This window comes from Pseudomonas sp. S3_B11, from assembly GCF_054667715.1.
In genome coordinates this window covers 5,318,461-5,341,158 of the sequence record NZ_CP162749.1, presented here as the reverse complement: position 1 = coordinate 5,341,158, position 22,698 = coordinate 5,318,461, and the positions used below count along the sequence as shown (strand labels likewise).

Sequence of the window (22,698 nt, the reverse complement as noted above, 5' to 3'; positions counted from 1 at the left end):
TCGTGGTTGTGTCTAGACTGGCCGGGTTCTTGTCGGGGTGCCTTGCTATGAGGCTGAGATCGAATAATTTCGGATCCCGTTGAACCTGATCAGGTTAGCGCCTGCGTAGGGAACAAGATTTCTCGTCACCCGGCGAGTCCTCTTGTGCTTCGTCCGGGATGTTGTTCGACCATCGACTTTCGATCTTCGAACATGCTCGAGCAGCAAGCACAGCGTCCGCACTTTCGTGCTGGGACGCGTCCATTCGTTACAGGTTCGCTCCGACAAAAATCCACTGCCTGGATGTGTGTCTGGAGAGCCCGTGATGACGACAAAATCAAAAAACGCGACCAACCTGAGTGAATCGGCCCAGGTCGATCAGCAATCGGTTCAGCCCTTTACCCGCTCGCAAAAAATCTATGTCCAGGGCAGCCGCCCGGATATCCGCGTGCCCATGCGCGAAATCAGCCTCGACGTGACCCCCACCGACTTCGGCGGCGAAATCAACGCGCCGGTCGTGGTGTACGACACCTCGGGCCCCTACACCGACCCGAACGTGATCATCGACGTGCGCAAAGGCCTGGCCGATGTGCGCTCTTCGTGGATCGAAGCCCGTGGCGACACCGAGCGCCTGGCGGGCCTGAGCTCCAGCTTCGGCCAGGAACGCCTGGCCGATCCCGAGCTGACCAAGCTACGCTTCGCCCACGTGAACAACCCGCGTCGCGCCAAGCCGGGTGCCAACGTCAGCCAGATGCACTACGCGCGCAAAGGCATCATCACCGCCGAGATGGAATACGTCGCCATCCGCGAAAACATGAAGCTGGAAGTCGCCCGCGCCGCTGGCCTGCTGGACCAGCAACACGCCGGCCACAGCTTCGGCGCCAGCGTGCCGAAAGTCATTACCCCGGAATTCGTGCGTGACGAAATCGCCCGTGGTCGCGCGATCATCCCGGCCAACATCAACCACACCGAACTGGAACCGATGATCATCGGCCGTAACTTCCTGGTGAAGATCAACGGCAACATCGGCAACAGCGCGTTGGGTTCGTCCATCGAAGAAGAAGTGGCGAAGCTGACCTGGGGCATCCGTTGGGGTTCGGACACGGTCATGGACCTGTCCACCGGCAAGCACATCCATGAAACCCGCGAGTGGATCATCCGCAACTCGCCGGTACCGATCGGCACTGTGCCAATCTACCAGGCCCTGGAAAAAGTCGGCGGCGCGGCCGAAGACCTGACTTGGGAGCTGTTTCGCGACACGCTGATCGAACAGGCCGAGCAGGGCGTCGATTACTTCACCATCCACGCCGGCGTGTTGCTGCGCTATGTGCCGATGACCGCCAAGCGCGTCACCGGTATCGTCAGCCGTGGTGGTTCGATCATGGCCAAGTGGTGCCTGGCGCACCACAAAGAGAACTTCCTCTACACCCACTTCGAAGACATCTGCGAAATCATGAAGGCCTACGACGTCAGCTTCTCGCTGGGCGATGGCCTGCGTCCGGGCTCGATTGCCGACGCCAACGACGAAGCGCAGTTCGGTGAGCTGGAAACCCTCGGCGAGCTGACCAAGATCGCCTGGAAGCACGACGTGCAATGCATGATCGAAGGCCCCGGCCACGTGCCGATGCAACTGATCAAAGAGAACATGGACAAGCAGCTCGAGTGCTGCGACGAGGCGCCGTTCTACACCCTCGGCCCGCTGACCACCGACATTGCGCCGGGCTACGACCACATCACCTCCGGCATCGGTGCGGCGATGATCGGCTGGTTCGGTTGCGCGATGCTCTGCTACGTCACGCCGAAGGAACACCTCGGCTTGCCGAACAAGGATGACGTGAAGACCGGGATCATCACCTACAAGATTGCTGCCCACGCCGCCGACCTTGCCAAGGGCCACCCGGGCGCGCAGATCCGTGACAACGCCTTGAGCAAGGCGCGTTTCGAGTTCCGTTGGGAGGACCAGTTCAACCTCGGCCTGGACCCGGACACCGCCCGCTCGTACCACGACGAAACCCTGCCGAAGGACTCGGCCAAGGTCGCGCATTTCTGCTCGATGTGCGGGCCGAAGTTCTGCTCGATGAAAATCACCCAGGAAGTGCGCGAGTACGCGGCCAACCAACGCATCGAGGCTGTGGACGTGGACGTTGCCCAGGGCTTGGCGGAGCAGGCAGAGCGGTTCAAGAAGGAAGGTAGTCAGCTTTACAAGAAAGTCTGATTTGAGCTGATGGGGGCGGTGTTTTCACCGCCCCCTCGCGAGCAAGCTCGCTCCCACAGTGGGTTTCTGTTGTTCACAAGATTTGTGTTCGCAGCAGGCCCCCTGTGGGAGCGAGCTTGCTCGCGATAGCGGCCCCCAAAACAACAAATATCCCTCTGAGACAACAACCCTTGAACATCCAACCCAGCACCTACTCCCCAGACACCGCAGTCCCCCTGGACAAGCGCGTCTTCGGCGCCCGCGATCTGTTTTCCCTGTGGTTCTCCCTGGGCATCGGCCTGATGGTCTTGCAGGTCGGCGCCTTGCTCGCGCCGGGCCTGGGCTTGAGCGGTTCGTTGCTGGCGATTTTCCTCGGCACACTGGTGGGCGTCCTGCTGCTGGCGGCCGTCGGCGTGATCGGCAGCGACACCGGCCTGTCGGCCATGGCGGCCCTCAAGCTCAGCCTTGGCGGCAAGGGCGCGAGTGTGCCGGCGGTGTTGAACCTGCTGCAGCTGATCGGCTGGGGCTCGTTCGAAATCATCGTCATGCGTGATGCCGCCAGCCTGCTCGGTGCCCGAGCCTTCAGCGAAGGCAGCCTGGGCTCCAACCCACTGCTGTGGGCGCTGTTCTTCGGCGCCCTGGCGACCCTGCTCGCGGTCAGCGGGCCGTTGACGTTCGTGCGCAAGGTCCTGCGCAAGTGGGGCATCTGGCTGCTGCTGGCGGCGTGTATCTGGTTGACCTGGAATCTGTTTGCCAAGGCCGACCTGGCAGCGCTGTGGGCCCAGGCGGGCGACGGCTCGATGCCGTTGGCGGTGGGGTTTGATATCGCCATTGCGATGCCGCTGTCGTGGTTGCCGCTGATCGCCGACTACTCGCGTTTCGGCAAACGCGCCAAAAATGTGTTTGGCGGCACCGCGTTGGGGTTTTTCATCGGTAACTTCTGGCTGATGAGCCTGGGCGTGGCCTACACCCTGGCGTTCGCGCCAAGCGGTGAAGTCAATGCGCTGCTGCTGGCCCTGGCGGGCGCCGGGTTGGGCATTCCGTTGCTGCTGATTCTGCTGGATGAGTCGGAAAACGCCTTCGCCGACATTCACTCGGCGGCGGTCTCCAGTGGCATGTTGTCGGGGCTGAAGGTCGAGCACCTGGCCTTGGCGATCGGCGTACTCTGCACCTTGATCGCCTGCTTCGCGCCGTTGGCGCAATACCAGAACTTCCTGTTGCTGATCGGCTCGGTGTTCGCACCGCTGTTCGGCGTGGTGCTGGTGGACCACTTCATCCTGCGCAAACGCAGCAGCCAAGTGGTGTCAGCCGCGTTGCGCTGGTCGGCCCTGTTGGCCTGGTTGGGTGGGGTGAGCACTTATCACTTGCTGGCCAACTTCTATCCGGACATCGGCGCAACCCTGCCGTCGCTGATCCTGGCAGGGTTGCTGCAACTGTTGCTGGGCCGGGCTTTCAGCTACGGCCGGGGAACAGCTCGGGCTTGAGGATGCCATTGAGGCGAGGGTAAGCGATCTTCAATTCGATGTGGCCCAGGGCGTATGGCGCGATGGTGCTCACTTCGTACTTGAGGATCACCCCGCCGTAGGTCAACGCCACGTGTGGGGTTTTCTGGAAGGACCACTGTTTCAGGAACTCGGGTTCCTGATCCAGCTTGGTGCTGATCAGCCAACTGTTGTGGGCGACCTGGGCGGCTTTCCAGAACGCTTCTTCCTGGCCCGGCAGCAGCATGTCCGACAGTGTCAGCACCTTGTGTTGCTGGCGCGAATAGTTGATGAAGCCACGGCCCGGCGTACCGTGGGCGCCGCCGGTGTCCAGGTAGCTGGACAATTCGATGATCACCAGGCCGTCATGTTGCTCACGTACCTTGGCCTGCAAATAGCTGCTGTTGCGGGGCGCGGCGTTGCGCAGGAACTGCTCGCGATAAGCGGCAAGCGTCGGCGCAACCGGGGCGTCCGGGGTGGTGCGGGTCATTTGCAGCAGGCGTTTTTCGACGATGCCGTCCAGGGCCGGCTCGGTGGGGAAGTGCAGGGTATCGATGTTCACCAACGGGCAGTCGGCACTGGCGCAACCTTGTTGCAGTTGTTCCGAGGCATCGCGGGTGGTTTCCAGCGGTGCGCGGTAGTTGGGTTGGAACAGGCTTTGGCAAGCGCCCAGGGTCAGGGCAATGGCGGCCACGGAGGCAGTTTTGAAAAGCGACATGGGCGTCCTTCATGGAACAGGGAAAGGCGAAAAGTTACCCGCTTCGACTGCCAGCAGGACAATCAGTTCGCCACTAAGCTCATTAGAGTTCTTTCACCTTCTGCCGTCCATCCCGATGAGTGGAAAGGGGCTGCATCAAAGGGTACGGGCGCGTTAGGATGGCGCGAAGCCGAGGTTGGAACCTCGTATTGATCCATTGCACACGAGGATTGTCATGACCGATTTCGCCAACGCCGCACCGAGCACCGTGGACATCGTCAAGCGCGAGAGCTGCTTCCAGGGTTTCTACAAACTCGACCGTGTGCACTTGCGTCACGAATTGTTTGCCGGTGGCATGAGCCGCGAAATCAGCCGTGAATTGTTCGTGCGCCATGACGCGGTGTGCGTGTTGCCCTACGACCCGCAGCGCGATGAAGTGGTGTTGATCGAGCAGTTTCGCGTCGGCGCCATGGACAAGATCGCCAACCCTTGGCTGGTGGAATTGGTGGCCGGCCTGATCGACAAGGACGAACAACCGGAAGAAGTTGCTCATCGTGAAGCGCAGGAGGAAGCTGGGCTTGCCTTCGCTGCGCTTTGGCCGATGACCAAGTATTTTCCATCCCCGGGCGGCAGCGATGAATTCGTCCATTTGTACCTGGGGCGTTGCGACAGCACGGGGGCGGGCGGGCTGCATGGCCTGGTGGAAGAGGCGGAAGATATCCGCGTCAAGGTCTGGTCTTTCGAAGATGCCCTGCAAGCTGTGCGCGACGGACAAATCTGCAATGCACCGAGCATCATCGCCCTGCAATGGCTGGCCTTGAACCGCGAGGAAGTGAGGGGGCTATGGTCCTGAACAAGCTGCGCGATCGCTATCGCGTCGATCTGGTGGGGTTGCAGGCCGCCTGCGAGGCCAACTACGCCCGCCTGATGCGCTTGTTGCCGGACATGCGCAACGATCCGGCGCCGCGGCGTATCGCCGTGACCCACGGCGACCAGATGCTGGGCGTGCTGGCTCTGGAAGTGTTGCAGACTTGCCCCTACACCACCACGCTGCAGGTGCGCCAGGAGCACAGCCTGCCCTGGCTGCCGGTGCCGCAGCTGGAGGTCCAGGTCTATCACGATGCGCGCATGGCCGAAGTCGTCAGCGCCGAACATGCACGACGCTTTCGCGGCATCTATCCTTACCCCAATGCGTCAATGCACCAGCCGGATGAAAAAGCCCAGTTGAACCTGTTCCTGGGCGAGTGGCTGAGTCATTGCCTGGCGCTGGGCCACGAGTTCGAAGTCGTTCGGTAGTTGTGAACCGGTTCCGGTTCGCGGGTTTCCCCTTTCGATCATCCCCCAGCATAATTGCGGCTTCATGCAACGGCGTGACTGCGCCTGGGAGAGAGCGATTTGCCGAGCGTATCCAGCTTGACCACTGCCGATGCGGCGTTGCTGGTCCAACTGTCTGACAGCCATTTGTTCGCCGAGGCCGATGCCTCGTTGCTGGGCATGAATACCCGTGACAGTTTGCGGGCGGTCATCGATTTGGTGCTCAAGCAGCAGCCGGACATTGATCTGATGCTCGCCACCGGGGATCTGTCCCAGGACGGCACGCTGGAGTCCTACGCGGCGTTTCGGCAATTGACTGCGCGAGTCGATGCGCCGGCGCGGTGGATTCCCGGCAACCATGATGAGCCGCAGGTGATGCTTGAGGCGGCGGTCAATAGCACGTTGCTCGATCCGGTGGTGGACATTGGCAACTGGCGGGTGACGATGCTGGATTCCGCCGTGCCTGGTTCGGTGCCGGGTTTTTTGGCCGAGGAGCAGTTGATTCTGTTGGCCAATGCCTTGAGCGAGGCGCCGGAGCGGCATCACTTGGTGTGCCTGCATCATCATCCTGTGTCGATTGGGTGTGTGTGGATGGAGCCGATTGGGTTGCGTAATCCTGAGGCGCTGTTTGCGGTGTTGGATCGGTTTCCCCAGGTGCGGGCGGTGTTGTGGGGGCATGTGCATCAGGAGGTTGACCGGATGCGCGAGGGGGTTCGTTTGTTGGCTTCGCCTTCGACCTGTATTCAGTTTGAGCCGGGGAGTGAGGATTTTGCGGTGGGCTCGCAGGCGCCGGGGTATCGGTGGTTGCGGTTGTTGCCGGATGGGCGGTTGGAGACAGGGGTTGAGCGGGTGGTTGGGTTTGCGTTTACCCCCGACTATGGCTCCAACGGGTACTGAGGACGAGGCGGCCTGACAGCCGGCCTGTCTCTCCCGGGTGTACATCTTTCAGATCTGTGGGAGCAAAGCTTGCTCGCGATGGCGGCCTGACTGAGTACATATCCATTGCTGCGGTAACGGCCGCTTAGGGTTCCGCCCTGACGGCGGCTCACTTTTGAAAAGCGCAAAAGTAACCAAAACGCTTCTGCCCCACCACTCGGCACCTCGCTAAGGCTCGGTGTGCCCTCACTCCGGCATTGCTCCGTGGGCCCGCCGCGAAGGGCCATCCATGGCCCAGCGCGGCTATCCCGGCATCCATGCCGGGATGCCCACTGCGCAATGCCTGCGTTCGGCCATCGTGGTTAACGGGGCGCCCGAGATCAACGTCCACGCCGAGGCGGCCTAGTAGTCGACCTGGCTCTTCCGGTCGTACACCCATCAGATCTGTTTGAGCAGGACCTGTGGGAGCAAAGCTTGCTCGCGAGGCGGCCTGATAGCCGACCTAGCTCTTCCGGTCGTACTCCTATCCCATTGTGGGAGCGAGCCTGCTCGCGAATGCGGCGGCACATTCAGCATGGATGCAAGCAGACCCACCGCTATCGCGAGCAAGCTCGGCTCCCACAGGGATCGGCGGTGGACACTGATCTTATAAACAACCAAAAACCTGTGTGGGAGCGAGCTTGCTCGCGATGGCGGCCTGACAGCCGACCAGGATTGTGGGAATGGTCGGACACACTTCCTGGTTCAAGCAGATTTTTCCGACGAGCTCTGGCGGTTGCCGGGTGGGAAGGGCTATCGCTAGTCTTTTCCCGTCGCTGCAAATTCAGCGACCGGGCCTGGAAACCCGAAAGTAGAAGGGCGTTATTTCAATCCTAGTGGAGCGCCAACATGTCTGAAGATAACTCTGGGCCAACAAAAAAAGATTCCATTTCTCCCGAAGCCAGCCAGATTCCCCCGATACTCGATGAAGCCGCCAAGCGCGCCATCGACCTCTATCTCGACCCCAAACCTCAAGCCAAAAAGAAAAAGCCCTCAGGTCAACTGTTCACCGTCGTGGACGGCGTCGACACCGAAAGCCTGCTGGCCAACCTCAGCGAAACCCTGGCCTCAGCCGATGCCATGGTCAGTGACTTTGCCTTCGACCTGAAAGGCTCGCGACGCCATGTTGCCCTTGGCATTCAGCAACTGATCGAGCTGGGCGCTTTATTGGCGAATCGGATGCTGGACAACGTCAATACACAACCCTGACCACTCCGCGCGCAGAAGCGAGCAAGCTCGCTCCCACAATGGGATCTGAGTACGACCGGGAGAGCCAGGTCGGCTGTCAGGCCGCCTCGCGAGCAAGCTTTGCTCCCACAGGTCCTGCTCAAACAAGTCTGACGGGTGTACGACCGGGAGAGCCAGGTCGGCTACTAGGCCGCCTCGCGGTGGACGTTGATCTCGGACGCCCCGTTAACCACGATGGCCGAACGCAGGCATTGTGCAGTGGGCAACCCGGCATGGATGCCGGGTTAGCCGCGCTGGGCCATGGATGGCCCTTCGCGGCGGCCCACGGAGCAATGCCGGAGTGAGGGCATGCCGAGCCTAGGCGAGGCACCGAGTGGTGGGGCAGGAGCGTTTTGCTTACTTTTGCGCTTTTCAAAAGTGAGCCGCCGTCAGGGCGGAACCCTAAGTGGCCGTTACCGCAGCAATGGATATGCACCCGGTCAACAAAATCCTGCCCGGCTGTCAGGCCGCCATCGCGAGCAGGCTCGCTCCCACAGTTTGATCAAAGTACAACTGGGAGAACCTGGTCGGACACCAAACCGCCATCGCGAGCAAGCTCGCTCCCACAGTTGATCGGAGTACAATCGGGGAAACAGGTCGGCTACAAGGCCGCCTCGCGAGCAAGCTTTGCTCCCACAGGTGCTGTGATCGACGATTCATAGGCGGCGACAACACGGTCAAATCCCCCCAACCACCGCAATCTCCCTGTAAACTCCGGCCTTTGCCCAACACCCAGGGAGTCGGCAATGTCGGGTTCGATCCTTTATATCCATGGCTTCAACAGCGCCCCAGCGTCGACCAAAGCCTGTCAGCTGGTCGACGTGATGGCACGCCTGGGCCTGAGCGACCAGTTGCAGGTGCCCGCCTTGCATCACCACCCCCGCCAGGCCATCGGTCAGTTGGAGCAGGCGATTACAGAACTGGGGCGCCCGCTGCTGGTCGGCAGCTCGCTCGGCGGCTACTATGCGACTCACTTGGCCGAGCGCCACGGCCTCAAGGCCCTGTTGGTCAACCCTGCCGTCAGCCCGCATCGGATGTTCGACGGTTACCTGGGCACGCAGAAGAATTTGTACACAGATGAAACCTGGGAATTGACCCACGACCACGTCACGGCCCTGGCCGAACTGCAAGTGCCGGCGCCCCGGGATCCGCAGCGGTTTCAGGTATGGTTGCAAACCGGTGACGAAACGCTGGATTATCGCCACGCCCAACAGTATTACCGCGCCTGTGCCTTGCGCATCCAGGCCGGCGGCGACCACAGTTTCCAAGGGTTTGCCCAGCAGTTGCCGGCGCTGTTGAGTTTTGCCGGCATTGGCGCCGATTTGTACCAGGCGATCGACTTCACGTCGCTGTGAGCCCATCGCCCCTTTTTCATTGAACACTGACGACGAGACCCCATGGCCACTCCCAGCGCTAGCTCTTATAACGCAGACGCCATCGAAGTCCTCTCGGGCCTCGACCCGGTGCGCAAGCGCCCCGGCATGTACACCGACACCAGTCGGCCGAACCACCTCGCCCAGGAAGTCATCGACAACAGTGTCGACGAAGCCTTGGCCGGGCACGCTCGTTCGGTGCAGGTCATCCTGCACGCCGATCACTCGCTGGAAGTCAGCGATGATGGCCGCGGCATGCCGGTGGACATTCACCCCGAAGAGGGTGTGTCGGGCGTCGAGCTGATCCTCACCAAGCTCCACGCCGGCGGCAAGTTTTCCAACAAGAACTACCAGTTCTCCGGCGGTCTGCACGGGGTGGGTATTTCCGTGGTCAACGCCTTGTCGACCCAGGTGCGGGTGCGGGTCAAGCGTGACGGCAACGAATACCAGATGACCTTCGCCGACGGCTACAAGGCCACCGAGCTGGAAGTGGTCGGCACCGTCGGCAAGCGCAACACCGGGACCAGCGTGTATTTCGCTCCGGACCCGAAGTATTTCGATTCGCCGAAGTTTTCCGTCAGCCGCCTCAAGCATGTGCTCAAGGCCAAGGCCGTGTTGTGCCCGGGGTTGCTGGTCAGTTTCGAGGACAAGGCCACTGGCGAGAAAGTCGAGTGGCATTACGAAGACGGCTTGCGTTCTTACCTGGTGGACGCGGTCAACGATTTCGAGCGCCTGCCCAACGAGCCGTTTTGCGGCAGCCTGGCCGGTAACAAGGAAGCCGTGGACTGGGCGCTGTTATGGCTGCCCGAAGGCGGCGAAAGCGTTCAGGAAAGCTACGTCAACCTGATCCCCACGGCCCAGGGCGGCACCCACGTCAACGGCCTGCGTCAAGGCTTGCTCGATGCCATGCGCGAGTTCTGCGAGTTCCGCAATCTGCTGCCCCGTGGCGTGAAGCTGGCGCCGGAAGACGTCTGGGAACGCATCGCCTTCGTGCTATCGATGAAGATGCAGGAGCCGCAGTTCTCCGGCCAGACCAAGGAGCGCCTGTCGTCCCGCGAAGCAGCGGCGTTTGTCTCCGGGGTGGTCAAGGACGCGTTCAGCCTGTGGCTCAACGCCAACCCGGAAACCGGCCTGGCCCTGGCCGAGCTGGCAATCAATAACGCCGGCCGTCGTCTCAAGGCCAGCAAGAAGGTCGAGCGCAAGCGCATCACCCAGGGCCCGGCATTGCCGGGCAAGCTCGCCGATTGCGCCGGGCAGGACCCGATGCGTTCCGAGCTGTTCCTGGTGGAAGGTGACTCCGCCGGCGGCTCGGCCAAGCAGGCGCGGGACAAGGAGTTCCAGGCGATCCTGCCGCTGCGGGGCAAGATCCTCAACACCTGGGAAGTGGACGGCAGCGAAGTGCTGGCCAGCCAGGAAGTGCATAACATCGCGGTGGCCATCGGTGTCGACCCGGGCGCCGCGGATATGAGCCAGCTGCGCTACGGCAAGATCTGCATCCTCGCCGACGCCGACTCCGACGGCCTGCACATCGCCACGTTGCTCTGCGCTTTGTTCGTCCAGCATTTCCGCCCGCTGGTGGACGCCGGTCACGTTTATGTGGCGATGCCGCCGCTGTACCGCATCGACCTGGGCAAGGAAATCTACTACGCCCTGGATGAAGCCGAGCGCGACGGCATTCTGGATCGCCTGGTGGCCGAGAAGAAACGCGGCAAGCCGCAGGTCACTCGATTCAAAGGCCTGGGCGAGATGAACCCGCCGCAACTGCGTGAAACCACCATGGACCCGAACACCCGTCGTCTGGTGCAGTTGACCCTGGATGATTTCGAAGCGACCTCGGAGATGATGGACATGTTGCTGGCGAAGAAACGCGCCGGCGATCGCAAGTCCTGGCTCGAATCCAAAGGGGACCTGGCCGAGGTGCTGGCCTGATGCGCAACGGTTTCGCCCTGGCATTGTTGCTGTGGGCGGGGGTTGTGGTCGCAGGGCCTGCACCGGAGCTGAAGTTGCTGTCCGAGCATGCCGTCGATGGCATGCGCGGCGGCAATCTGTCCGGGTTGGCGCTGTGCGGCAGCGAAATGTGGACAGTATCTGATCGCGACGACGATCGGATCTATCGCCTCGCGCCCTCCGAGTCTCCGCTCTGGCAAGCCGAGGTGGTTGAAATCGAGGTGCCGGCGGTTCCCGACAGCGGTTTGCCCTGGGGTTTGAAGTCCCGAACCTGGGCAGCGTCGTTCCTGCGCGGTGGCGAGCTGGATTTCGAAGGCATCAGCTGCGACAGCGCTGGCAATCGCTATGTGGTCAGCGAGTCCCAAGCCGCCGTGTTGCAGGTACCGCCTGTTGGGCCGGCGTCGTGGTTGAAAATTGCACCAACAATGATCCGCCAGGCCCGCGCCAGCGGCATGTTGTTGCATTTCAATGCGCTATTCGAAGGCTTGGCGGTCAACCCGGCCGGTGACCAACTGTGGTTGGCGGCCGAGCGTGAGCGTCGCGGGCTTTTGTTGGTCAAGCGTCAGCAAACGGTGTGGGACTGCGATGGCAACTGTGTGTTGCTGAGCGAAGCGGGGCTGGAGATGCAGCCGGCGCAGTTCCCCAAGGCCAAGGCGGTTTCGCGGGATTTTGCTGATTTGTCATTGTTCAATGGCAAGCTGTTTACCCTGGAGCGCAACGCCTTTCAGATCTGCCGGCGTGACCCGCAGACCGCCCAAGTGGAGCGGTGCTGGTCGTTCGCCGCCGAGGCGTTGCAGGACGGTCGGCGTTATTCCCAGGATTATGGGCTGGCCGAAGCGTTGGTGGTGGACACCGAGGGCGCCTGGATCGGCCTGGACAACAACGACGGTGCTCGCGCCGACGGCGAAACGCGGCCGATCATCTGGCGCTTCGCCGCGCCGGACGGTGGCTGGGGCGCCTCGCCATGAGTCAGTCGCCGCCGGGCAGGCGTGCTGGCCGGGTGTTGATGATATTGGCCTGGTGCGCGGCGCTGTTCCTGGCAACGCGGTTTTTTGCTCAATGGGAGCAGCGCCAGCAAAACCCCAATGCCCAGGTGTATTCGCAAAGAGGCGAAGGGTTTATCGAGGTGAAGTTGGTCGGCAATAGACAGGGCCATTTCGTCGCCAGCGGCCAGATCAACGGTCAGCCGGTGGATTTCATGCTCGACACGGGCGCCACCGATGTGGCGATTCCGGTGGAGTTGGCCGAGCGCCTCAAGCTGGAAAAAGGTTTCGGCGTGACGTTGAGTACCGCCAACGGTTTGAGCGAGGGCTATCGCACCCGCATCGACCGGTTGCAATTGGGTGACATCGTGTTGCGCGATGTCCGTGCCCTGGTGGCGCCAGGCCTGGGTGGCACGCAAGTGCTGCTGGGCATGAGCGCCCTGAACAAACTTGAATTTACCCAGCGCGACGGCACCATGCTGCTGCGCCAGACAACGAACTGATGAGGCCCGCATGAGCGACATTCTTGCAGACAGCTTAGACGGCGTAGAACGCCGATCGCTGGCTGACTTCACCGAAAATGCCTACCTCAATTACTCCATGTACGTGATCATGGACCGTGCCTTGCCGCACATCGGCGATGGTTTGAAGCCGGTTCAGCGGCGGATCATCTATGCCATGAGTGAACTGGGGCTGGATGCGGATTCCAAGCACAAGAAATCGGCGCGTACCGTCGGTGACGTGCTCGGTAAGTTCCACCCCCACGGCGACTCGGCCTGCTATGAAGCCATGGTGCTGATGGCCCAGCCATTCAGCTATCGCTACACGCTGGTGGACGGGCAGGGTAACTGGGGGGCGCCGGACGATCCCAAGTCTTTCGCGGCCATGCGTTACACCGAGGCGCGGTTGTCGCGCTATTCCGAAGTGCTGCTCAGCGAGCTGGGCCAGGGCACCGCGGACTGGGGGCCGAACTTCGACGGCACCCTCGATGAACCCCTGGTTTTGCCAGCGCGTTTGCCGAATATTCTCCTCAATGGCACCACCGGCATTGCCGTGGGCATGGCCACCGACGTGCCGCCTCACAACCTGCGGGAAGTGGCCACGGCGTGCGTGCGTCTGCTGGACGAGCCCAAAGCCACGGTGGAACAACTCTGCGAGCACATCCAGGGCCCGGACTATCCGACCGAAGCGGAAATCATCACCCCGCGTGCCGACCTGCTGAAAATCTATGAGACCGGCCGTGGTTCGGTGCGCATGCGCGCCGTGTATCACGTTGAAGACGGCGACATCATTGTCACGGCGCTGCCGCACCAGGTTTCCGGGGCCAAGGTCTTGGAGCAAATTGCCGCGATGATGCAGGCAAAACCGTCGAAAGCACCGCAAGTGGCTGACTTGCGCGACGAATCCGACCACGAAAACCCGTGCCGCATCGTGATCATCCCGGTCAACAGCCGAGTCGACCACGACGCGCTGATGCAGCACCTGTTCGCCAGCACCGACCTGGAGTCCAGCTACCGGGTCAACATCAACATCATCGGCCTGGACGGCAAGCCGCAGTTGAAAAACCTGCGGGCATTGCTGGTGGAGTGGCTGGAGTTCCGGGTCAAGACCGTGCGTCGGCGCCTGCAATTCCGCCTGGACAAGGTCGAGCGTCGCCTGCACCTGTTGGACGGTTTGCTGATCGCCTACCTCAACCTGGATGAAGTGATCCACATCATCCGTACCGAGGAGCACCCCAAGGCCAGCCTGATCGCCCGTTTTGCCCTGAGTGAAATCCAGGCCGACTACATCCTCGACACCCGCCTGCGGCAGTTGGCGCGGTTGGAAGAGATGAAGCTGCGTGCCGAACAGGATGAACTCCTCAAGGAACAGGCCAAGCTGCAAGCCTTGCTGGGCAGCGAAGCCAAGCTCAAGAAACTGGTGCGCACCGAACTGCTCAAGGACGCCGAAACCTACGGCGACGACCGTCGCTCGCCAATCGTCGAGCGTGCCGAAGCCAAGGCGCTGAGCGAGCACGATCTGCTGCCGAACGAGAAAGTGACCGTCGTACTGTCAGAAAAAGGTTGGGTGCGTTCCGCCAAAGGTCATGATATTGACGCGACGGGGCTTTCCTACAAGGCCGGGGACGGCTTCAAGGCCTTGGCGGCCGGGCGTTCCAACCAGTTTGCGGTGTTCGTTGACTCCACCGGGCGCAGCTATTCGGTGCCGGCCCACACCCTGCCGTCGGCTCGTGGCCAGGGCGAACCGCTGACCGGTCGTTTGACGCCGCCGCCGGGTGCAACTTTTGAATGCGTGCTGATGCCTGATGATGATGGACTGTACGTAATTGCATCGGACGCGGGCTACGGGTTCGTGGTCAAGGGCGAGGATCTGCAAGCCAAGAACAAGGCGGGCAAGGCGTTGTTGAGCCTGCCGAACAACGCCAAGGTGATTGCGCCGCGGCCGGTGGCCGATCGGGAGAGCAACTGGCTGGCTTCGGTCACCACCGAAGGCCGGTTGCTGGTGTTCAAGATCAGCGATCTGCCACAGCTGGGTAAAGGCAAGGGCAACAAGATTATTGGGATTTCCGGCGAACGGGTTGCCAGTCGTGAGGAATATGTCACGGATATTGCAGTGTTGCCGGAAGGCGCCACGCTTGTGCTACAGGCAGGCAAGCGCACGCTTTCGTTAAAGGCGGACGATCTTGAGCATTACAAGGGTGAACGTGGTCGGCGGGGCAACAAGCTCCCAAGGGGGTTTCAGCGAGTCGATGCGCTGCTCGTCGAAAACCTCAATTAGGCGTACTAGAGGGCTCGGTCTGCGATTAAATGCCGCAGATCGATACTTTCGCGCTGGAGTCGGCGCGCATATTCACGGATGATAGGCCCTTTCAAGCGCCGGCGTGGCCGAGCGTTCTTCATAATGACCGAGTATTTTTTCACTGTGGTAAGCCTTGTGGCTGCCACCTGGACGGAACGATGACTGCTCTGCGCCTCCCTATTTTGTGGCTCGCCGGCCTGCTTGGCCTGGCGGGCTGCAGCATGAACCAGCCGGTGTCGCTGTACCAACTGGACAGCGGAACCCCGGCCCAGCCTGCGCAAAGCACAGGCATGGCTGTATTGCTGGGGCCGGTCCTGATCGCCGACTACCTGCAACGCGAAACCTTATTGCAACGCCAACCGGACGGCAGCCTGCAGGCCGCCACTGACGGTCGTTGGGCTGGCAGCCTGTCTTCCGACATCGATCAGTTGCTGCTGCGCCAGGTCGCCGGGCATCTGGACAGCCAGCGTGTAGTGCTGGCACCCGCGACCCAAGGCTTCACCCCGGATGTACAGGTGCTGCTGTCGATTACCCGCCTGGACTCGGGTAAAGCCCAGCCGGCAGTGCTCGATGCCCAATGGCGGTTGATCGACCGTCGTGGCAAGGTGCGTGAGAACCGCATCGTTCATCTGCAAGAGCAACATGCCGGCACCACGGCGGCACAGGTCCAGGCCCAGGGCGTGCTCCTGCAACGCCTGGCCGAACAGCTGTCCGTGTCGCTCAAGCCCCTGGCCAACCAGCCACCTGTCGCAGAAGTCCCACGCAAGGCCGCTCCCGCCCCGGCCAAGCCGGTAGAAAAGGATAAGGACAAGATCCCCATGGCCTTGCCGATTCGTACGGACATGGAAGTGTTCAGGTTCTGACGCCAGGACTGGATGCAAAACAAAGCCCGCGTTGAAGCGGGCTTTGTTGTTTCTGCCGGTTGGGTTTTCCGGTGCCTGTACCGGCCTCATCGCGAGCAAGCTCGCTCCCACAGGAGGATCCTGCAGCCACATATCCAATGTGGGAGCGAGCTTGCTCGCGATGGCGGCGCTAAAGGCAACAAAAAAGCCCGCAGACAATCACTCATCTGCGGGCTTCGTCATTTCAAGTCCTGAGGCTCAGGCCTGGCGCTCATGCATCCGCGCCAACTGCCGCTCCAGCATTGATGGATAAGGTTCCATCAAGCGTTCCACGCAGCACGCGCCTTCGGGGCTGGCGATGGGGCGGATGCGAGCGCGCTGGCGGATCAGGGCGTCATCGTTGATCTTGCGCTCCACCAGCAGCAGGTTGCGGCTGTGTTGCGACAGTGCCAGGGCGTCCTGGGCGGTTTCGGTCAGCAGCAGGTCGATCTGGCTCAGGCCAAACAAGCCATCGCCCAGGGTCAGGCCCAATTGTAGTTGCAGGGTGATGCCGCTGTCGGCGACTTCGATCTGCAACTGGTGGCCCAAGGCGCGCAGCAACTCACCGCAGCAAATGGCGTTGGTCAGGTAGTCGTCACCGCTGTCTTCGGTGTGAAACAGCATTAGCGTGCTGCCATCGTTCAGGGTGTGCAGTTCGCCCTGATAGAGCGATGCGGCCTGGTCGAGGCAGTCGCGGTAGCGCTCGAGCAATTCCTTCAGGCGCGCCTGGGGCAGGCGGCGCAGTTGGTCCTGGGCGCCCAGTTGCACGGCCAGTACGGCACTGTGCTGGGGCAGGTTCGAGGCGACTGGCCTGACGACCGGTTGAGGTGTTCCATCGACTGACTCGTCCCGCAGGTCGGCAAACGCGTCGTCGTCTTCATCGTCTTCAACCGTGCGTACCACGTGGCGTGGAGCCGGTTTGGAAGCAGGCATTGGCTGGCTTTCATCGAAGCCCGGGTCGCGCAGGTTACGCACTTCGAAGCCCGGCTCGGCATCGTCGTCGTCCACGTAGTCGATGTCTTCAGGTTCCGGCACGGGCTCAGGCTCCGGCGCGAAGCTGGCGTGCAGTTGCCGGGCCAGATCGCCGATTTCGTCCTGGCGCTGGGTGGCTGGCGTGTGTTCGTCGATGTCCCGCAGCCAGACGCGCAATTGCAACAGCGGCGTGGAGATGTGCCGCCCCAGGCGCAGGCTCAAGGCCAGTGCCAGTGCCAGCAGGATCGCGCTGAGGATACCCATGCTTTGCAGGCTGATGGTCATCGGTTGCTGGAACTGGTCCATGTCCAGGCTGATGCGCAGCTGCCCGGCGGTCACGTCCTGGAAGGTGATCTTGCTCTGGTACATGCCGCCGGACTCGCCCAGCAGGCCTGGCTTGGGACGCTGGCCGGCCTCGGCGAGGATGCGGTTGTCCACGCTGTAGATGGCGGCGTGGGCCACCAGTTTGTTCTTGGTCAGGTTGTTGAGCAGCACGTTGAGGCTGAGGATGTCGTTGGACACCAGCAGCTCGGTGGCGGACGTGGCGGTCTGGGTGGTCAGGCTTTCACCCAGGGCGTCGGCCTGCTCGTGCATCGCCTGCTTGAACTGCAAGCCCATCACGCAGGCGTAGATGACCAGGGCCAGGGCGACCAAGATCACGTTATGGCTGGCAATGCGCAATGCTATCGGCACACGACGGTGACGCAGTGCACGGAAGATCAGCAGGAAGAAGTTGTCGGTTTTGACTGGCGTGGGCCGGTTCACTGAGCTCGGCTCTTTGTCCGTGAAATTGACGCGCAGTATAGCGACAGCCCCATGACCGGCAAAGCACTGGCGGTGCCCGATGGTCACTGAATGTGGGTAGAATGCGGTTTTTTTCCACCTGCGGGGGTGCGCCTTGCGCGAAATCGTCCTGATAAACATCACTGGCAGCGACCGTCCGGGTCTGACTGCGGCCATTACCGGCGTTCTGGCCCAGGGTGGTGTGAACATTCTCGACATCGGTCAGGCGGTGATCCACGACACGTTGTCGTTCGGCATCCTGGTTGAAATCCCGGACGCCGAACAAGGCAAGTCGGTGCTCAAGGACATCCTGTTCACCGCCTACAAGCTCGACCAACAGGTGCGCTTCACCCCGGTGTCCGAGGACGATTACCGACATTGGGTGGCCGGCCAGGGCAAGAAGCGCCACATCGTTACCCTGTTGACCCGCAAGGTTACCGCCGAGCAGTTGCAGCGTGTCAGTTCGATCACCGCCAAATATGACCTGAACATCGACCATATCGACCGATTGTCCGGGCGCATGCCGCTGGACACCCCGGACGACAAGGGCAAGGGTTGCATCGAGTTTTCGGTGCGCGGCGAGCCGGCGGATCCCCAGGCGTTGCGTGCCGAGTTCCTCAGCGTGGCCCAGGAACTGAACGTCGACATCGCCTTCCAGGAAGATTCGCTGTTCCGCCGTAACCGCCGCCTGGCGGTGTTCGACATGGACTCGACGCTGATCGAAGCCGAAGTCATCGACGAACTGGCCAAGGCGGCCGGCGTGGGCGACAAGGTCTCGGCCATCACTGAGCGAGCCATGGCTGGCGAATTGGATTTTCGCGCCAGCTTCAAGGAGCGCCTGGCGCTGCTCAAGGGGCTGGACGTCAGCGTGCTGGATTCCATTGGAGCTTCGCTGCGCCTGACCGAAGGCGCCGAGACGCTGTTCGCCGAACTCAAGCGCCTGGGCTACAAGACCGCCATCCTGTCCGGCGGCTTCACCTACTTCGCCAAGCAGCTGCAGGCCAAGCTCGGCATCGACTACGTGTTCGCCAACGAACTGGAAGTGGTGGATGGCAAGGTGACCGGCGTGGCCGTCGAGCCGATCGTCGATGCCCAGCGCAAGGCGGACCTGCTGCGTGAACTGGCAGAAAAAGAAGGCCTGCGCCTGGAACAGACCATCGCCGTGGGCGACGGTGCCAACGACTTGCCGATGCTGGCGATAGCGGGCCTGGGCGTGGCGTTTCGCGCCAAGCCGCTGGTCAAGCAATCGGCCAGGCAGGCGATTTCAACCTTGGGGCTGGATGGGGTGTTGTACCTGTTGGGCTTCAGGGATCGTGACGGGCAGCTCTGAGTCTGTCGCAATCTTTGTGGCGAGGAGATCTAGCTGTGGGAGCAAGGCTTGCCCGCGATAAACGATAACGCGGTCTATAAAAGAACCGCGGTGCCAGCATCGCGAGCAAGCTTTGCTCCCACAGAGAATTCTCTCTTCACAAAGGGTTACGCGTTGGCTGCCTACAGTGACTTCCACAACGAATCAAAATTCCCTTCTTGTTCGCCGCCATCCCCGTTGGTGGTTGAGTCTTCCGGGTGATAAGCAAACTGATTGAAGCTGTGGGTGCTGGTGACCCGGCGGTCGAGGCCGGCGCGGCGTTCCTGGCCGTTGGTATTGATCAGCACGTGCTGGCCCTCCTGGAACGGCAGGCGCGGGGCGATCATGGTGGGGGGGAGATCAATGGCGCTGATCTCGGGGAGTAACAGCCCGCGCAGGTAGTGACCGTGCTCATTTTCTTCCCGGACCAGTTGCAGCCCGCAAGGCTGGGCATGCGGTGCGACCAGCTCGATGCCCATTTGCATGGCGCCGTTGCGCACTTGTCGGATCCAGCGCACCACGGCAACGCTCCAGGCTTGGTCGCTGGTGTCCCGGATGCCGATCATTTCCCCGGCTTGCAGTTGTTCCGGCACTTCCTTGGGCCAGCCGAGGCAGTAGCCGCCGGGGCTGTGGTTGATGATTGGCAGGTCGTAGGTGGGGAAGTGATGCTGGTTGTCGGAGCTGGTGCCATCGTCATCGGCCGGGTTGACCGGGTACTCGATTTCTTCATAGGGCAGCAGGTCGCTGTCGCCGGCGGGGGCGGCGTCGAACGCTTGCTTCCAAGTGTCGCTTGTCTTGCTTGGCGAGGCTTCGAAGCGGGCCTTGCGGGTGCCGGGGCTTTTCAGTATCTCGTTGAAAGAGCGCTCGCCGCCGAGGTAGTAGTGCAGCGCGCTCATGCCCACGCACAGGGTCAGCGCGCCGTTGCCCTCGGTGCGCTGGAAGCTGCGTTCGGCCGCTTCGCCCCAGGCGGCTTGCAGGTGATGCAAGGTGTCGACGCTCATGCCGCCCGGTACTGGCAGGCTATGCTCGGCGGGTTGTTCCAGGTGCGTGGCGATTGCGCGCACCAGGGGCTGTGGATCGAAGCCCTGCAAGGTCGGCTGCTGTTCTGCGCGGAACTTGGAGCGGTAGCGTGGCCCGACATCCAGCTCCGGAGCGACCGCGAACAGGCTGGCAGCGCTGGAGGTGGGATCGAGCTTGACCCACTGACTCCAGGACTCCAGCGCCTGGGTCAGCCACCCGATTTGGCTCTGGCGCAGCTGATTGCTGCGTGACGCTCCCAGCAACAAGGCAACGACATAGGTCTGTTCGGGGTTCAATTGATGAACCTGGCTCGCCAGTTCGTCACTCACGCTCAGGTGCTGCAACCGGTGCAGGCAGGCGATCCGGTACAACTGATGCAAATCGAGCCACAGTCCTTCAGGCACTGGGCTGTACAACTGACTGGCGCGCAGCAGCGGGCCATTGAGGGCATGCATCGCCCGTTGCAGCGCGGTGCTCAGCAAACGGGCCCGGTCCTTGGTGTATTTCGACGCGATACGCGCCACGATCTGTTTGTAGCCCATCGCCAGCTGGGTTTGCAGCGCCTGGCACAGATTGACGATCTTGCGCGAGCGTTCATCCAGCACGATGGCCTGTTGCAGGAAGTGCCGCTCCAGGTGCTTGCAGACGTAATACACCTCGGGCCGCAGCAGCTCGAGCAGTTGCAGGCGATTGTCGCTGGGCGTGAGCAGTTGATTGAGTTCGCCAAGGGCTTGGTACAAAAGGCGAGCTGTTTCGCCGATGTTGGCCTTGGGCAGGTTGGCGATCCAGCGCTTGAGGTCCCGTGGCGTGGCGTCGCAGAACGACAAGCGTGCTTGCGTCGGGGTCATGACGCGCAATAGCTGGAGAGGGCTGGTCTCATTCATGCCGTGTACGGGCTCCGGCGGGAAATAAACGTGATGTTTCCAACTCTAGCAGTTGTGGCTGAAAGAAGTGCCCTATCTATTTGGATACCTGTGGGAGCGAGCTTGCTCGCGATGGCGATGTATCAGTCGCATCGGTATCGACTGTCCTGGCGTCATCGCGAGCAAGCTCGCTCCCACAGGGGATGATTTTGTACTCAGGCCTTTGGCAGTGCCAGGCCCTGGCCCATCTGTACGGGCGAACCGGCCACCAGGCCTTCGGCCCATTTCACCTGGTCCGGACCGAACAGCACGATGGCTGTCGAACCCAGCTTGAAACGACCCAGTTCGGCGCCTTTTTCCAGATGAATCGGCGCGCGGGCGGCTTCGTCATAACGGAAGGTTTTCAGCTGGCGCTTGGGTGGAGTGACCAGTCCGGCCCAGACGGTTTCGATGGACGCTACGATCATCGCGCCCACCAGCACCACGGCCATCGGCCCGCGTTCGGTGTCGAAAATGCACGCCACGCGCTCGTTGCGGGCGAACAGCTCCGGAACGTTTTCGGCGGTGGTCTGGTTGACCGAGAAAATCCGCCCAGGGATGTAGACCATCTCCCGCAGGGTGCCGGCCAGTGGCATGTGCACGCGGTGATAGTCCTTGGGGGAGAGGTAGATGGTGGCGAAATCGCCGCCCATGAACGGCGCCGCGTTGGCCGCATCACCGCCGAGCAGCTCCAGCACGCTGAAGCTGTGGCCCTTGGCCTGGAAGACCCGGCCGTGCTCGATCGGGCCGAGCTGGCTGACGGCACCGTCGGCGGGGCTGAGGATCGCGCCCGGGGTATCGTCCAGCGGGCGTGCGCCGTCTTTCAGGGCGCGGGTGAAGAAGGCGTTGAAGTGCTCGTAGGCAGTCAGGTCTTCCACCAGTGCCTGGGACATGTCCACTTGGTAGCGCTTGGCAAACCATGCGGTGAAGGCGTTCTTGAACCAGCGCACGCGGCATTCGGCAATGCAGCCGGCCAACCGCGACAGCAGGTGGTGGGGCAGCAGGTATTGAGTGAGGATGAACAAACGGTTTTTCATTAACTGTCCTTAAGAACCTTCAAAGCTCGATGGGTGTGTCAGGGTGGTTGCCCCATTCACCCCAGGAACCGGCATAGCCTTTGACTCGTGGATAACCGAGCGCCTTGGCCACCAGGTAGGTGAAGCCGGAGCGGTGGTGAGTCTGGCAGTGGGTGATGATTTCTTTGTCAGGCGTGATGCCCAATTGTTCGAGGATTTGCGGCATGTCCTTGCGGATGCGCAGGTTGCGCGCTTGGTCCATGCCGGCAGTCCATTCGAAATTGACCGCGCCGGGAATGTGTCCGCCTCGGGCTGCGACGACTTTCTCGCCGGAATACTCCAGCGGGCCGCGAGCGTCCCAGATCGCCAGGTCGGCAGCACCGAGGCGGCTTTGCAGGTACTCGCGGGTGGCGGTGGGGGCTTCGTGCAGCGTCAGGCTGACCGGGCCTGCGACGGGCGCAGGCACTTCGACGGACACCGGCAGGCCTTCGTCCAGCCACGACAGCAAGCCGCCGTCGAGGTAGTGGTAGTTTGAATGGCCGATCACGTCCAGCAGCCAGATAAACCGCCCGGCCCAGCCGCCGCCTTCATCGTCATAGACCACGTAGACCGCATCGGGGTTGTGTCCGAGCTCGCCGAACAGGGCTTCGAGGTCGGCTTTGGCCGGCAGCAGGCCCGGCGCCGGCGGTTGACCGAGCTGGGTACGCTTGGGGTCGACGAAGCGTGCGCCAGGGATATGGCCGGTGCTGTAGCGGGCGGCGCTGGTCAGGTCCACCAGAATCAGTTCGCGGGCGTCGAGGCGCGGCAGCAGCTCGCTCGGCTCGATCACCAGCGGCAAGCCAGAGAAGTCAGGCATGTGAGGTCTCC

The 22,698-nt window shown here is 61.9% G+C and carries 19 protein-coding genes and 1 riboswitch; of the genes, 14 read left to right on the top strand and 5 right to left on the bottom strand.

The genetic code is table 11. The features are described 5' to 3' along the window. The first annotated feature begins 23 nt into the window (after nt 1–23). A riboswitch (TPP riboswitch) is annotated at nt 24–129 on the top strand. 175 nt (nt 130–304) lie between these two features. Further along, nucleotides 305–2,194, top strand: coding sequence for a phosphomethylpyrimidine synthase ThiC (gene thiC, locus AB4O22_RS23985; protein WP_003197160.1), 1,890 nt, complete (start codon nt 305–307; stop codon nt 2,192–2,194). A 170-nt stretch (nt 2,195–2,364) separates the two neighbouring features. Further along, a complete protein-coding gene (gene cytX / locus AB4O22_RS23980) occupies nt 2,365–3,657 on the top strand; it encodes a putative hydroxymethylpyrimidine transporter CytX (RefSeq protein ID WP_223470971.1) in 1,293 nt (430 codons plus the stop codon). Here the strand turns inward: cytX and AB4O22_RS23975 are convergent. Beyond that, complete coding sequence (locus tag AB4O22_RS23975; RefSeq protein WP_367860247.1) at nt 3,626–4,372, bottom strand: DUF3298 domain-containing protein; 747 nt, start codon at nt 4,370–4,372, stop codon at nt 3,626–3,628. The genes cytX and AB4O22_RS23975 overlap by 32 nt on opposite strands. A 214-nt stretch (nt 4,373–4,586) precedes the next feature. Here AB4O22_RS23975 and AB4O22_RS23970 point away from each other — a divergent pair, with 214 nt between their 5' ends. The 11 genes from AB4O22_RS23970 to AB4O22_RS23920 all read left to right on the top strand — a co-directional run bounded on the left by AB4O22_RS23970 (nt 4,587) and on the right by AB4O22_RS23920 (nt 15,772). Beyond that, nucleotides 4,587–5,204 carry an NUDIX domain-containing protein gene (locus AB4O22_RS23970; protein WP_003197169.1) on the top strand — a complete coding sequence of 206 codons (618 nt, stop codon included), beginning with the start codon at nt 4,587–4,589 and terminating at the stop codon, nt 5,202–5,204. Then, entirely contained in the window at nt 5,195–5,647 is a 453-nt protein-coding gene (locus AB4O22_RS23965; protein ID WP_003186471.1) for a DUF1249 domain-containing protein, read from the top strand. Before AB4O22_RS23970 ends, AB4O22_RS23965 begins: the two co-directional genes overlap by 10 nt. 99 nt (nt 5,648–5,746) lie before the next feature. Further along, nucleotides 5,747–6,562: a 3',5'-cyclic-AMP phosphodiesterase gene (cpdA, locus tag AB4O22_RS23960; protein ID WP_460097304.1), complete on the top strand. Its 816-nt coding sequence runs from the start codon at nt 5,747–5,749 to the stop codon at nt 6,560–6,562. A gap of 217 nt (nt 6,563–6,779) precedes the next feature. Continuing rightward, complete coding sequence (locus tag AB4O22_RS23955) at nt 6,780–6,947, top strand: nucleoid-structuring protein H-NS (RefSeq protein WP_460097838.1); 168 nt, start codon at nt 6,780–6,782, stop codon at nt 6,945–6,947. Nucleotides 6,948–7,429: 482 nt separating this feature from the next. Beyond that, complete coding sequence (locus AB4O22_RS23950; protein WP_460097303.1) at nt 7,430–7,789, top strand: DUF6124 family protein; 360 nt, start codon at nt 7,430–7,432, stop codon at nt 7,787–7,789. Between the two features lie 764 nt (nt 7,790–8,553). Continuing rightward, complete coding sequence (locus AB4O22_RS23945) at nt 8,554–9,162, top strand: YqiA/YcfP family alpha/beta fold hydrolase (protein ID WP_223470967.1); 609 nt, start codon at nt 8,554–8,556, stop codon at nt 9,160–9,162. Between the two features lie 42 nt (nt 9,163–9,204). Further along, nucleotides 9,205–11,109 carry a DNA topoisomerase IV subunit B gene (gene parE / locus AB4O22_RS23940; RefSeq protein ID WP_003197177.1) on the top strand — a complete coding sequence of 635 codons (1,905 nt, stop codon included), beginning with the start codon at nt 9,205–9,207 and terminating at the stop codon, nt 11,107–11,109. Further along, the gene (locus tag AB4O22_RS23935; RefSeq protein WP_460097301.1) at nt 11,109–12,095 is read left to right on the top strand and encodes an esterase-like activity of phytase family protein; all 987 of its coding nucleotides are present in this window, start codon (nt 11,109–11,111) and stop codon (nt 12,093–12,095) included. The genes parE and AB4O22_RS23935 overlap by 1 nt, the downstream gene beginning before the upstream one ends. Next, complete coding sequence (locus AB4O22_RS23930; RefSeq protein ID WP_003197180.1) at nt 12,092–12,613, top strand: retropepsin-like aspartic protease family protein; 522 nt, start codon at nt 12,092–12,094, stop codon at nt 12,611–12,613. Before AB4O22_RS23935 ends, AB4O22_RS23930 begins: the two co-directional genes overlap by 4 nt. 10 nt (nt 12,614–12,623) lie before the next feature. After that, nucleotides 12,624–14,888: a DNA topoisomerase IV subunit A gene (parC, locus tag AB4O22_RS23925; RefSeq protein WP_003197182.1), complete on the top strand. Its 2,265-nt coding sequence runs from the start codon at nt 12,624–12,626 to the stop codon at nt 14,886–14,888. A gap of 179 nt (nt 14,889–15,067) precedes the next feature. Then, entirely contained in the window at nt 15,068–15,772 is a 705-nt protein-coding gene (locus AB4O22_RS23920; protein ID WP_003197185.1) for a PqiC family protein, read from the top strand. A 237-nt stretch (nt 15,773–16,009) separates the two neighbouring features. Here the strand turns inward: AB4O22_RS23920 and AB4O22_RS23915 are convergent, their stop codons facing one another. After that, on the bottom strand, nt 16,010–17,527 hold the full coding sequence (locus AB4O22_RS23915) for an AhpA/YtjB family protein (RefSeq protein WP_038859402.1): 1,518 nt from the start codon (nt 17,525–17,527) through the stop codon (nt 16,010–16,012). 133 nt (nt 17,528–17,660) lie between these two features. Here AB4O22_RS23915 and serB point away from each other — a divergent pair, with 133 nt between their 5' ends. Next, nucleotides 17,661–18,875: a phosphoserine phosphatase SerB gene (gene serB / locus AB4O22_RS23910; RefSeq protein WP_003197189.1), complete on the top strand. Its 1,215-nt coding sequence runs from the start codon at nt 17,661–17,663 to the stop codon at nt 18,873–18,875. A gap of 161 nt (nt 18,876–19,036) precedes the next feature. Here serB and AB4O22_RS23905 read toward each other — a convergent pair whose 3' ends face one another. The 3 genes from AB4O22_RS23905 to AB4O22_RS23895 form a co-directional block, all read right to left on the bottom strand. Continuing rightward, nucleotides 19,037–20,797 (bottom strand): molecular chaperone, encoded by a 1,761-nt coding sequence (locus AB4O22_RS23905; RefSeq protein WP_223470962.1) that lies wholly within the window; start codon nt 20,795–20,797, stop codon nt 19,037–19,039. Nucleotides 20,798–20,991: 194 nt separating this feature from the next. Continuing rightward, nucleotides 20,992–21,852 (bottom strand): archaetidylserine decarboxylase, encoded by an 861-nt coding sequence (asd, locus tag AB4O22_RS23900; RefSeq protein ID WP_003197192.1) that lies wholly within the window; start codon nt 21,850–21,852, stop codon nt 20,992–20,994. A 19-nt stretch (nt 21,853–21,871) separates the two neighbouring features. Next, nucleotides 21,872–22,687, bottom strand: a complete 816-nt coding sequence (locus tag AB4O22_RS23895; protein ID WP_212795480.1) for a rhodanese-like domain-containing protein — start codon at nt 22,685–22,687, stop codon at nt 21,872–21,874. Nucleotides 22,688–22,698 lie beyond the last annotated feature (11 nt).